Consider the following 10,665-nt stretch of genomic DNA (forward strand, 5'->3'; position numbering starts at 1 on the left):
CCCCGCACCCCACACCCCATCACCCTATCTCCCCATTTCCCGAATTCTCAGGGGTAAACCCCAATAGTTCAGCCGTTCTGCTAACCAACCGGTGGATTCTAGCCGCTCGATCGCTTGATTGACGCGTTCTCGGAGACTTTGGTACTGTAAACCTTTAGGGAGAACGACTCCTAGAGCGATCGCACCCAACTCGATCGGTAATTGACGATAATTGGGGAATTGCTGCACCCAACCAGTTAAAAGGCTATTATCAGCCGCAAAAGCGTCTATTTCCCCGGTTTCCAGTAAATTTAAAGCTTCTTGATAGGAAGCAACCCCGCGCAGGATAGCGTTAGGCAAATTGGAACGCACAAGGGCGATTGTCGTCGATCCGTTGAGTACGGCGATTCTAGAGTTAGCTAAGTCTTCTAAACGCTGCAATTGTGGGTTTTTCGTCACAAAACCGCTGCTATCGAGGTAATAAAAGGGGCTAAAATCCACTAAGCGCTGACGTGCAGGAGTAATCGCCACACGAGCGATCGCCAAATCCACCCGATCATCAATAACCACCTGTAAACGTTCTTGATTACTAACGGGTTTGAGAATAATAGCACTGTCAGAACCGAGAATTTCTGACGCTAGACGTTTAGCGATGTCGATTTCCAATCCTTGCAGATTCCCCTGAGAATCAAGGAAAGCGAGGGGAGGGAGATTATTTTTGACAGCGACAATTAATTTTCCCCGGCGTATAATTGTATCGAGATCGGCACTAAAACTTGGGGCTACACCTAAGAGCAAAAAACCAAGAATAAATAACAAATTTTTCATACTGTTTTACCTAAACTAACTCGATTTCTACCTTGATTTTTAGCGGCGAACATGGCATGATCAGCCCGCTCGATCACCGCCTCTAGATTATTATCTTTAGGGCTAAATGTTGCGAAACCGAGATCAAAGCAAAACTACTGCCAAAAAGAAAATCTAGTCTCAAAAATAAATGCAGGTAAAAATAATTGCCCAAATAGCCTAAAATAACTGATATAACCAACAGGGGCAATGATTTGTTACCCAATCTGGGCAGGTGCTTTAATGCCATGGCGAGCTAGTGGTGATAGAAAAAAAGTCATTCATTATAACCATTGTAAAGGTCAATCCGCCTCTAGTTTCTAGAAGTCTGCTTTTTTCGACTAGAATAAAAAAAGCCAGCCAGAATAGCCGCAATTTAAAAAATTTCTCCTCTTAGACTTGACGTGAAAGAGTCCCTCAACCTTACTTCTTTGGATCTGAAAACCATTTTTCCCTTTAAACTCGACGACTTCCAGCACTCGGCGATCGCTGCTCTCGCTGCCGGTAAATCAGTGGTTGTCTGTGCTCCCACCGGTTCCGGCAAAACCTTAATCGGAGAATACGCTATCTATCGCGCCCTAGAAAGGGGCAAACGGGTTTTCTACACCACTCCCCTGAAAGCTCTTTCTAACCAAAAATTCCGGGATTTTCAAGAAAAATTCGGTCGTACCCCCACCGATGGCGATGAGGATTCCCCGCTGCTGTTTGCGGAAGTGGGATTGATTACCGGCGATGTGGTGATCAATCCCTCTGCGTTAATTGTAGTCATGACTACAGAAATTTTTCGCAATATGCTCTATCAAACCCCAATCGGTGAGGTAGGCACTTCCCTAGAAAACGTGGAAACCCTAGTTCTCGATGAATGTCACTATATCAGCGATCGAGGTCGCGGCACCGTTTGGGAAGAATCAATTATCTACTGTCCCCCTAGTATCCAATTAGTCGCCCTCTCCGCCACCATCGGCAACCCCGGGGAACTCACCGACTGGATTAACTGGGTGCGGCAACTGCGTCAACCCAGCGACAATAAACAGACCTCCAGCTGCGAGCTAATTAACTCCGATTTTCGCCCCGTCCCCCTGCGCTTTTATTTCGCCAATAAAGAGGGATTATTCCCGCTGCTCGACCCAAAACAGAGCAAAGTTAACCCGAAACTACACTCAAAAGTCGGCCACGGCAAACCCCGACGCTTAAAACGAGAAGATTGTCCCACCATCGCCTCGATTGTCACCACGCTGCGGGACAAGGATATGCTCCCAGCCATTTACGTCATTTTCAGCCGCAAAGGTTGCGATCAGGCAATTAGAGAGCTAAAAAACCTCAATCTCGTTAATCCAGAAGAAGCTAGAGCCATTTACTACCGTTTACTCATTTTCTTTCTGGAAGATAATCCCAATCTGCAAGAACTCGCCCTTTCCTTCTTTGCCGTCGAAAATCCGCCTTTACACCAGAAATTACTGGCTTTTTTCGCTAATAACCCCCAGTCTGAAGATCAACTCCTCAGCCTCTTAACCGCCGATTCCGAGACGAAAAACCAACTGTTTGAATTCCTGGCCAGTGCTTCCCAATTGGTGCGGGCCGACCAAGTGGAACCCCTCACCCGGGGCTGTGGTGTTCACCATGCCGGGATTTTACCCCTCTGGAAAGAATTAGTCGAACAACTCTTTGAAGCTGGTTTAATTAAAGTGGTTTTTGCCACCGCTACCCTCTCGGCCGGGATTAATATGCCCGCTCGTACCACCGTCATCTCGGCCCTCTCCAAACGCACCGATGATGGCCACAGTATGCTGACTCCCTCGGAATTTGTCCAGATTGCCGGCCGGGCCGGTCGCCGGGGAATGGACGCGGTGGGCCATGTGGTGACAGTACAAACGCCCTTTGAAGGGGCAAAAGAAGCGGCTTTTCTGGCCATCGCTCAACCAGAACCCCTGCAAAGCTGTTTTGCGCCCAGTTACGGCATGGTCTTAAATCTCCTGCAAAAACACAGTCTAGAGGAGACCAAAGACCTCTTAGAGCGCAGTTTCGCCGAATATCTCGCTCGTTTGAAGTTAAGCCCCGAACGACAACAGATTACCGCCTTAACCACCGAATTGGCTAAGTTGGATATGGAATTAGCTGGGATCGAGCGGGAGCAGGTCTTTAGTTACGAAAAGCTACGGGAAAGACTGCGGGAAGAAGAAAGACTGTATAAAATCCTCGCTAGTCAGGCAGAGGCACAGAAAAGACAGGAAATACATCTAAAATTGCCGAATATTCCCGTCGGAACTATCCTCCATCTCAAGGGCAAACATATTAAGGTTCCCGTCCCCGTCCCCGCTATCTTTGTCAATACCCTGCACGGAGCCGGTCAAGTGCGAACTCTTGTTTGTTTAGGCAGTGATAATCGCTGGTATTTAGCCGCCTATGCCGATATTAGCGAGATAGATCGAGGTTTTATCACTCCTGCGGCATTAGGCGAACTGATACCCCCTTCCCTGGAAGCTGTTTCCCTAGGGGGTTGGCGCAAGGGTGAGGAAAATACTCAGGCGATCGCCGATTTAATCCCCCAACAAGTGCAGGGCATCCCACCAGTGGCGGAACTGGCAACACAATCACAAAAAATTGAAATTGTCAATAGTCAAATTGCCGCTCATCCCCTGCAAAAACGCAAAAATCCAGGGCGATTGATGAAATTATACTACGATCGAGAAATTGCTCGCGATAAGTTACACAAGACCCAGATTAAATACCAAAAACAACAATCGCGTAAATCCTACTACTGGGAAGAATTTCTGAATCTAATCGAGATTTTGCGAGAATTCCAAGCGTTAGAGGGTTATTTGCCCACTCCCCTCGGAGAAGCGGCGGCCACTATTCGCGGGGAAAATGAACTCTGGTTAGGATTAGCGATGATGTCCGGAGATTTGGACAGATTGACTCCTAGCCAACTAGCCGCCGCCATCAGCGCTATGATTACGGAACCCCCTCGCCCCGATACTTGGTGCAATTACCCGCCTGTGCCAGAAGTTATCGATATTTTGCGACAAGGAGAGGGAAATTCCCCCGGTTTGCGAGAAGTTCGCCGTTTACTCTATCAAGCTCAATCTCGCTACGATATCACTATTCCTGTCTGGTTAGAAACCCAACTGATGGGGATTGCCTCCCGTTGGGCCCAGGGGACATCCTGGCCAGAATTGTGCGAAAATACCAGTCTCGATGAGGGAGATCTAGTGCGATTATTACGGCGCACCGTCGATGTTCTCTGGCAAATTCCCCAAATTCCCCGGGTTTCTCAAGTCCTTAAAGATAATGCCCGTCTTGCCGTCACAGCCATGAAGCGTTTTCCTTTGTAATATTGATCGCTATTCTAAACAATGGGAGATGGCAGGGAAAGTAACTGTTGGTGAATCTGCTCGATTAGGGCGAGGATTTGCTGATAATTGTGGTGCAATCCCTGATGATAAAGGTGATTTGCTCCTTGATTTAAATCCGCTAAAGCTGATTGATAATAACCCAATTGATGCCGCAGTAATCCCCTTCTAATATAAGCATCGGCATAAAAAGGATCAATGGCAATCGCTCGATTTAAATGGGCGATCGAGCGGTTGTATTCACCTAATTGGTGAGCGGTACAAGCTAGATTATAGTAGGCTGAGGCGTTATTTTTATTTAACCGGAGAGCTTGATTAAAATCCGCTTTGGCTGAGGTAAAATTGTGGAGGGCTAAATGAGATAAACCTCGATCATTATAAATAGTGGCTAAAGTGTCGGGTTGCTGGTTAGTAATTTGACGCAAGGATTGATTAAAATCCGCTAGGGCAAGGGGATAATTTTTCATAGCCGACTGAACTAAACCCCGATTATAGTAGGCTTGATAATAGGTGGGTTTTAACCGGATAGTCTGGTTATAATCGGTCAGCGCCTGTGAATAATCTCCCAAGCGATAAAAAGCTAAACCCCGATGGAAATAGGCTAGATAATTATCGGATTGCTGTTGTAAAGAGCGGGTGCAGTCTTGCCACGCGTGCAGATAATCCTGTAAATAAATCTCAGTTAAACAGCGATTACTGTAGGCTAGGGCTAAGTTATTTTCCTGTTCGAGGGACTGATTGAAATCCTGCAAAGCTTGCTGATAATTACCCGCCTCTAGTTGTTCAATTCCCGATCGCAACCAGTAGGAGAAATGTACTGATTGAGCCGCTTTTCCCGGCCGAGGCCATCCCCCCAGCACAAGCGAGCAGAGCAGTGCAACCATAACCAATCCACCGAGGCGAGGAAGAAAATTTTTCAAAACCGTTGACATAGGAGTATCTTTGTGCATATACTCCCAATTCTGAGGAAACTTTCTCGATCGATCAACAGACAGCCTGTCAAATACAGTTATCAGTTATCAGTTATCAGTTATCAGATGTGAGTTTTCAGTTCACTGATTACTGTTTACTGTTCACTGTTCACTGAAAATACACCCCACACCCTACAGTCTAGAACCGGTCTATGTCTCTAGAGGTCGGGGCTGCGATAAACTAAGAAAAGAAAGATTGTCACCGAGCAATTATGGTAGCGTTACTCGCTAACGCAGTTGACACCCGATAACCGATAAATGATACAGGAGTTATCTATGGAAACTATTTTTATCCCCCACCTCCTCAAATCTCCTGATCGACAAAGAGTGATCATCATCGATAATTTTATCCCCGGTCTAGAAACCTTGACACCGGTGCGGGGGACCTTGCTGGTTAGACATGGGGGGAATTTTTTGGAAGTATCGGTGAAAGCAGAAACCATCGTCACCTTAACCTGCGATCGCTGTTTACAACAATATAATCATCGTCTGCAATTAAACACTTCCGAATTAATCTGGCTAGACAAAAATAAAGACTACGATAGCTCCTATCCTCTAGAGCGAGAAATAGCCTACGAAGACCTCTCGGAAACCCTCGATCCTAACGGGGATTTTGACCCGCAAATGTGGTTATACGAGCAGTTATGTCTAACTTTACCTCCCCGTCAACTCTGCGGAGCTAATTGTCAACCCCCCGATTTTCTCCTTCCAGAAAAGACTGCCATCGATGGTCGTTGGGCCTCCCTAGAATCCTTGAAAAGTCAGTTATCTCAATCGCAAAATTGAGCTTTGATGCTGATTTTTTTTGGGGTTTCGATCCCAGAGAAAAGCGATCGAAACCCGATTTTTTACCGGCCCCAAATCTTTTTCAAGACAGTTTCGGGGGTAATATCGGCGACTTTTCCCGTATTAGCCTCAATATATCGATGCAGCTCTCCCCCGCTCGGTAAAACTCTCTTAGACAACGAAGGAACCAGCAGAGAGAGGCTATAGGTTCCCACGGCCACGGCTAACTGTAAAGGGACACTTTCGGTAGCTAACAATAAATTGGCCCCAGCGATCATAGCGGCCATTTTACCGATATCGGCCGTTCTGGACACTTTTAAGTTATTATCCATGGCTTTGAGTGCTAAAACCCAAGCTTCATCCAGTTCTCCCTGGATCGCGACAATTGGCAACTCCGGTTGTTGATGGCGAATGCCTTGGATAATTTCTAGCCAACTCTCTAGGGGATAAACCGTTTCCAGTCCTTGGCTGATGCTGAGATCGCTGCCGCCGGCGTAGAGGAGAATATAGCCGCTATCCTTGATATTGAGGCGTTGCTGCTCCATTTGGGCCCAATCGATATCATCCCGATTCAAGGTTAGTTTTAAAGGTGGACAGGGTGCGGCAATCTTTAACCCTTTGACCAGTGCGTGATAATTATCCGCTAGATAGCCTTCCGTTGGCCGGGGTACTTGTTGCGATAAGAACCAGCTGCCATTATTTTCATAGCCTATACGGTTAAGAACACCATTTAACCAGAGTAAAAGGTTGATAGCAGGACGATTGGTGAGACTAATGGCGATTTCGTACTCCCGGTCTCGAATTACTCCCAAAATATTTAAATAATCCGCTAATCCGTACTGATCTCGATAGTCAAATAAAAGCACTTCCCTAACCTGGGGACAGAGACGATGGGCAGCCTTTGCTCTAGGTTCGACCAAAACATCAATGCTGCTTTGCGGGTAAGTTTGCTGGAGGGTTTCTAGAGTGGGAAAAAACAGCAGTTGATTGCTAATTCCTCCCGGTACAAGGGTTAATATTCGCATTTTATCTAGATATACCTGAATCGATCAGCTTAATTTTAGCAGTGTCCCTCGTTATTCACTAAATCCGGGCAGCGATGTTTTTTCTCCACAGAATGCGATCGCAGATTCTCTAATTCCCCCTTCTTCTTAACTAGGGTTTGCGGCAAAAAGTTTTTCGTGGGGACAGGGTGTGGGGTGTAGGGTGTAGGGTGTAGGGTTTTACCGATTTTGAGGTAGTCAGTTACCTAATTTTCAGAGAAAAAGTCCCGGAATTTTCCCCCCGATCCCTCCAATGGTAGGCACTTTTTGAGGGAAAAAAAGTCTAAAAGCCTTATCCAACAAAGTTTTTAGATTTATTCAGCAAGTCTTAACTATTACCGGAAGGATTAGAACCGTACATAGCATTTAAAACCAAAGCGGGGTCAACGTATTGATTGCCGTACATCAGTCCCCAGTGCAGGTGTGGTCCGGTGGTGCGTCCTGTCATTCCCACTCTAGCCATGCGGGCCCCTGCCGGTATATCCTGACCGAGAGTAAGGACGATTCCCCCTGACCTATCAATCAAAAAAGTACCACGGCTATCGGATTGAACCGAACCCATGAGATGACAATAAATATGTGTCCATTGACCCGATTGCATCTTAATCATGGTGCCACAGCCTGTATTATCGGATAATTCGACGATTCTGCCGGTCCACCAATTGCGAATATAACTGCCTAAGGGTGCGGCCATATCTAACCCGGCATGAAATTGTTGACTACCATCCATGGGAGAGGAACGATAACCGAAACCGGAGGTATAGGTTTGAAAGTTTTCCACGGGGAAGGAGGCCCCGGCCCAAGCATTTTGAGCTATGAGAGTGGGATTAGCTTTAACGGGGTGTAAACGGTCAAATCCTAGAGAAATTAACGTGACAAGACAGCTAATCGCTAAAAAACGCAGGAATTTAACAGGCAGATACTTCAGCATGAGACTTACTCCAAACACCACAATTAAATATACCCTAGTTTCTGCTGTTGCTAATTTTACCGGCGGCTTTTAACCGATATTTTAGTTAAGTTTTGAGTTATTATTGAGCATTGGTTAGGGATTGACAACATTTCCCCTCGGGATGCCGATTCTCCGACTCCCCCACTTAATTTTTACTTTTTACTGACTCGTACCATGTTAGACCTAAAGCAAATTAGAGAAAATCCAGAGGAAGTACAGAAACGCTTAGATAGTCGGGGAGGGAGTTATGATATTGCCCCTATTCTCCAGTTAAATCAACAACAGAAGGCTTTAGAGTTAGAACGCAGCAGTTTACAGGCCCGGGGTAACGAAATCGGTAAACTGGTGGGACAAAAAGTTAAAAGTGGCAGCGATGTCAACAGTCCCGAAATCTTGGCAATGAAAACAGAAGGAAACGAGATTAAAAGTAAACTAGCTCAATTAGAACCGCAGGAAAAAGAGATTAAAGCGGCAATTGACCAAAAAATCTTAGATTTACCCAATTTACCCAGTGAAACCACTCCCATCGGTAAGGATGAACGGGAAAATGTCGAAGTCAGACGCTGGGGAGAGGAATATAAACCCACCAACCCGAATATTTTGCCTCACTGGGAAATTGGGGAAAAATTGGGCATTTTAGACTTTGAACGGGCAGTAAAGATCGCCCAGAGTCGTTTTGTTAATCTTATCGCGCTCGGGGCAGCCCTAGAAAGAGCTTTAATTAATTTTATGCTCGATCGCCATATTGTCGCCGGTTATACAGAAGTTTTACCGCCAATTTTAATTAATAGTGACTCCCTGCGCGGGACGGGACAACTGCCGAAATTCGCGGAAGAAAGCTTTAAATGTCGAGATGATGAGCTTTGGTTAGCACCAACGGCAGAAGTACCTGTAACTAACCTTTATCGCGATGAAATCCTCTCATCGGAGCAATTACCGATCAAACACTGTGCCTATACTCCTTGTTTTCGTCGAGAAGCGGGCAGCTATGGCAAGGATACGAGGGGCTTGATCCGTTTGCATCAATTTAATAAGGTGGAAATGGTCAAAATCGTCCATCCTGACGCTTCTGCTCAGGAACATGAAAGTTTAGTCGCTAATGCAGAGGCAATCCTGCAAGCTTTACAGTTGCCCTATCGGGTGATTGAATTGTGTACCGGTGACTTGGGTTTTTCGGCTGCTAAATGTTATGACTTAGAAGTGTGGCTACCTTCGGCTAATACCTATCGGGAAATTTCCAGTTGTTCTAATTTTAGAGACTTCCAAGCACGACGGGCAAATATTCGCTTTAAAGAAAAAGGGCAAAAAGGCACTAATTTTGTCCACACCCTCAACGGTTCGGGATTAGCGATCGGTCGTACTATGGCCGCTGTCCTAGAAAATTATCAACAGGCGGACGGGACAGTAAAAGTGCCGGAAGTGCTGCAACCCTATCTAAAACGGCAAGTTATTTGTTAAATTTTCTAAAAATGCTTGACAAAATGTGTCTATAGTGCATTTGAAAGAATCTAGCTTAACCCCACTCTAGAATTGCCTGTTTTAAGGCTCCTTCGGGCAAATTGGCGGGATCAAAAGACTCACCCGCTTCTATTCTGGCTAAAGCTTCAAAAAAAGCCCTCACACCACTGGCTGGTCCCGATGGGTGATCCATAATTCCGGTTCCCGCATTGAGGATAACATTACGTCCGTAATCCCCAAGGACCTGGGGAACAATACCGGGACGAATACCGGCCGATGGAACCGGAAAAACGTTTCTATCACGCAAAATATCGCGAATTTTGCCCTCCTCCTGGGGATCGAAGGGTAAACTACCGTAAGCGGCGGGATATAGCACCGCATCGGCTCCTGCGTGGGCCATCATCGTCCCCAAAACCACAGAATAGGCTAATCCCGTATCGCTACCGGCACACATCGCTCCAGCAAAGGCAGGATGGGCGAAAATGGGAACATCGATCGCCGGATCACTGGCTAAAGCTTCTAAAACGGAAAAACCGTAGGTAAGAACGTTTAATAACAGGGCATTAGCGCCATGTTTCACCAATAAACGGGCTTTTCTCTGCAATTCGTCCGCTTTTCCGGTGACATTAACCGCATAGAGAACATTTCTACCGGTTTGCTGCCGCACTTCCTCCAAAACCCGACGACAACAATCTAGGCGCTCGTGGGTGGGAGCTACGGGAAGATCCGCCATGATTTCATCATCTTTAATCACGTCTAAGCCAGCAAAAGCCACTTCTCGCAGGATATCGGCGTGATCTTGGGCCGATAGTCCTAAAGCGGGTTTAAAAATTGCCATAACTAGAGGTCGATCATAAACCCCCAAACGTTGCCTAATTCCTGTGATTCCTAACTTGGCTTTTGTGCCGTAGCTTTCGGGTAGGTACACCCCCACCACTTTTCCTGCTCCAGCCATGGAATATTTGCCGAAAATCATGGTTAAAAGACTGGCGATGTCATTTTCAACGTTTATCTGGGGAAAACGCACCCTAGCCACCTTATAACCGTCTGCTTCCTCCCTGATCCCCACCACTTCCGCTAGGTGTTGTTGCAGCTGCTTTTGACGATGACTGTGGCGCTCGCTCCAAGTGCCGGCGGTTTGACCGATAGCGATCGTTTTTGCCTGTTTTTCGGCATTAATAGCGGGAGGAAAGCGATAATCGACAATTATAGTCATAAAAGGTAAAAAAAGGGAGTGGGAATTATAAGTTATAAATTATGAATTATGAATTGGGGAGGTG

Annotated in this window: 9 protein-coding genes; 3 read left to right on the forward strand and 6 right to left on the reverse strand. The window is 46.3% G+C overall.

The window, feature by feature from the left end; all coding sequences use genetic code 11:
- Positions 1-24: 24 nt before the first annotated feature.
- Together IQ224_RS17710 and IQ224_RS24690 are read right to left on the reverse strand one after the other, a co-directional pair.
- The gene (locus tag IQ224_RS17710) at positions 25-807 is read right to left on the reverse strand and encodes a transporter substrate-binding domain-containing protein (protein ID WP_002736718.1); all 783 of its coding nucleotides are present in this window, start codon (positions 805-807) and stop codon (positions 25-27) included.
- Positions 804-884, reverse strand: coding sequence for a hypothetical protein (locus IQ224_RS24690; protein ID WP_223210873.1), 81 nt, complete (start codon positions 882-884; stop codon positions 804-806). Before IQ224_RS24690 ends, IQ224_RS17710 begins: the two co-directional genes overlap by 4 nt.
- A 345-nt stretch (positions 885-1,229) precedes the next feature.
- On the opposite strand from IQ224_RS24690, the gene IQ224_RS17720 reads away from it, so the two are divergent.
- The gene (locus tag IQ224_RS17720) at positions 1,230-4,157 is read left to right on the forward strand and encodes a DEAD/DEAH box helicase (RefSeq protein WP_194033289.1); all 2,928 of its coding nucleotides are present in this window, start codon (positions 1,230-1,232) and stop codon (positions 4,155-4,157) included.
- 14 nt (positions 4,158-4,171) lie between these two features.
- On the opposite strand, the gene IQ224_RS17725 is transcribed toward IQ224_RS17720, so the two are convergent.
- Positions 4,172-5,125: a tetratricopeptide repeat protein gene (locus IQ224_RS17725; RefSeq protein WP_036399349.1), complete on the reverse strand. Its 954-nt coding sequence runs from the start codon at positions 5,123-5,125 to the stop codon at positions 4,172-4,174.
- 297 nt (positions 5,126-5,422) lie between these two features.
- Here IQ224_RS17725 and IQ224_RS17730 point away from each other — a divergent pair, with 297 nt between their 5' ends.
- Positions 5,423-5,932, forward strand: coding sequence for a DUF177 domain-containing protein (locus tag IQ224_RS17730; RefSeq protein ID WP_002737400.1), 510 nt, complete (start codon positions 5,423-5,425; stop codon positions 5,930-5,932).
- 62 nt (positions 5,933-5,994) lie between these two features.
- On the opposite strand, the gene IQ224_RS17735 is transcribed toward IQ224_RS17730, so the two are convergent.
- Positions 5,995-6,957, reverse strand: coding sequence for a glycosyltransferase family 9 protein (locus tag IQ224_RS17735; protein WP_002740706.1), 963 nt, complete (start codon positions 6,955-6,957; stop codon positions 5,995-5,997).
- Positions 6,958-7,303: 346 nt separating this feature from the next.
- On the reverse strand, positions 7,304-7,906 hold the full coding sequence (locus IQ224_RS17740; protein ID WP_002740708.1) for a M23 family metallopeptidase: 603 nt from the start codon (positions 7,904-7,906) through the stop codon (positions 7,304-7,306).
- A 195-nt stretch (positions 7,907-8,101) separates the two neighbouring features.
- Here IQ224_RS17740 and serS point away from each other — a divergent pair, with 195 nt between their 5' ends.
- Positions 8,102-9,385 carry a serine--tRNA ligase gene (gene serS, locus IQ224_RS17745; protein ID WP_002740710.1) on the forward strand — a complete coding sequence of 428 codons (1,284 nt, stop codon included), beginning with the start codon at positions 8,102-8,104 and terminating at the stop codon, positions 9,383-9,385.
- A 55-nt stretch (positions 9,386-9,440) separates the two neighbouring features.
- Here serS and IQ224_RS17750 read toward each other — a convergent pair whose 3' ends face one another.
- Positions 9,441-10,601: a 2,3-diketo-5-methylthiopentyl-1-phosphate enolase gene (locus tag IQ224_RS17750; RefSeq protein WP_002740716.1), complete on the reverse strand. Its 1,161-nt coding sequence runs from the start codon at positions 10,599-10,601 to the stop codon at positions 9,441-9,443.
- Positions 10,602-10,665 lie beyond the last annotated feature (64 nt).

Source organism: Microcystis sp. LEGE 00066 (genome assembly GCF_015207925.1).
GTDB lineage: Bacteria > Cyanobacteriota > Cyanobacteriia > Cyanobacteriales > Microcystaceae > Microcystis > Microcystis ichthyoblabe_A.

Excerpts from the sequence above, each read along its gene's own strand:
- IQ224_RS17710 (WP_002736718.1), bottom strand. The coding sequence starts at position 807 with ATGAAAAATTTGTTATTTATTCTTGGTTTTTTGCTCTTAGGTGTAGCC.
- IQ224_RS17725 (WP_036399349.1), bottom strand. The coding sequence starts at position 5,125 with ATGCACAAAGATACTCCTATGTCAACGGTTTTGAAAAATTTTCTTCCT.
- IQ224_RS17730 (WP_002737400.1), top strand. The coding sequence starts at position 5,423 with ATGGAAACTATTTTTATCCCCCACCTCCTCAAATCTCCTGATCGACAA.
- IQ224_RS17735 (WP_002740706.1), bottom strand. The coding sequence starts at position 6,957 with ATGCGAATATTAACCCTTGTACCGGGAGGAATTAGCAATCAACTGCTG.
- IQ224_RS17740 (WP_002740708.1), bottom strand. The coding sequence starts at position 7,906 with ATGCTGAAGTATCTGCCTGTTAAATTCCTGCGTTTTTTAGCGATTAGC.
- serS (WP_002740710.1), top strand. The coding sequence starts at position 8,102 with ATGTTAGACCTAAAGCAAATTAGAGAAAATCCAGAGGAAGTACAGAAA.
- IQ224_RS17750 (WP_002740716.1), bottom strand. The coding sequence starts at position 10,601 with ATGACTATAATTGTCGATTATCGCTTTCCTCCCGCTATTAATGCCGAA.